General features: G+C 47.5%; 2 protein-coding genes. One reads left to right on the forward strand and one right to left on the reverse strand.

From position 1 onward, the window contains the following. Positions 1-56: 56 nt before the first annotated feature. Positions 57-638, reverse strand: coding sequence for a helix-turn-helix domain-containing protein (locus tag D1841_RS17385; protein ID WP_161880202.1), 582 nt, complete (start codon positions 636-638; stop codon positions 57-59). A 151-nt stretch (positions 639-789) separates the two neighbouring features. On the opposite strand from D1841_RS17385, the gene D1841_RS17390 reads away from it, so the two are divergent. Further along, positions 790-1,199: helix-turn-helix domain-containing protein (locus D1841_RS17390; RefSeq protein WP_160644918.1), on the forward strand; the 410-nt coding region annotated here is incomplete at its 3' end.

Genomic DNA, 1,199 nt, shown 5'->3' on the forward strand with positions numbered 1-1,199 from the left:
ACGTGAGCTTTTCCTCGTTGCGTAGAGTTTTTCGCTGATTTTCGGGTCTTTTCTTTTCATTTTTGCTTTACAGTGCCCTTCTCGTTCACGCTGACGAGAAATGCATTTCCGTAAAGGTTATATTCAATTCTCCCCACACGACCGATGAGGTTGCGAAAATCGACCGCATCCATGTAGGCATAGCCTTTCTTGTAGTTTGTGATGAAGAGATTATCCGCCGGCATATTGACACCCTCTACAAGGGTGCTGGTGCAGAAAATAGTTGTAATGCTACCTTTGCGGAAAAGCTCCTCAATTCGCATACGGATAGCGGAGGGCAGGTATCCAATGTGATACGCCACACCCTTGGTGATGATCTCTGCAAGGAAATAATCGCCGTGTACTTCCTGTTTAATGTCCCGTGAGAGTGCCAACACTTCTTGGTCGGGGACAGTGCTGTATATGGTGTCAGCATAAGACCGTGCAAGCGCCTTTGCGATCTCCCTGGCCCGCAAGGGGTGGACGCTGCTGGTCTCGCCGCTTTCAATGCGGTTAATAGCTTGGCCCCCAAGCCCAGCCGTCCTTGAAAGGCTATGCTGTGAAAGCCCTGCATCCAGCCGCCGTGTGCGTATCTCGGAAACTTTGGGAATTAAGTACATATAGACACCGGCCTTTCCTTTTGTTTCCCGAATGGGTAACTTTTACAGATATTATACCTTGCCCATTCGGGAAGTCAAGGGGATTTTTCTTTTTTTCTTGCCCAAATGGATAACAAATGATATACTTATTTTAATTGCGAGGTGTTGAAGTATGTCTATAGCTAAAAATTTGAAGGAATTGCGAAAAGAAGCAGGCTTGACGCAGCGCGGCCTTGCGCAAGAAACAGGGATACCCTTAAAGTCTATAATAAATTATGAAAATGGGCTCAGGGAGCCAAACTCTAGGGCCATGGCTGCGTTGGAGCGGTACTTTAAGGTAAGCGGCGAATTTCTCCGGGGTGAAGTAGATCGGGGCACATATATGGAAAATATCCCTGTAATACACGGCGAACTAGATAGGGTGATAGCCCGAATGGGGCAATTTAAGGATGCCTATACCGTAAGCAATCAGGACGAGCAGGCCCTGGCTGCCAGCGTACTTTCTCAGGCCCTTGAGCTTATTACAAAAAATCTCCTGCAGCAAAATAGGCCGGTCAACATGGCATATCAGGAAATCACAGG

Origin of the sequence: Neglectibacter sp. X4 (assembly GCF_009917365.1) — a bacterium.
Taxonomy (GTDB): Bacteria; Bacillota; Clostridia; order Oscillospirales; family Acutalibacteraceae; genus Acutalibacter.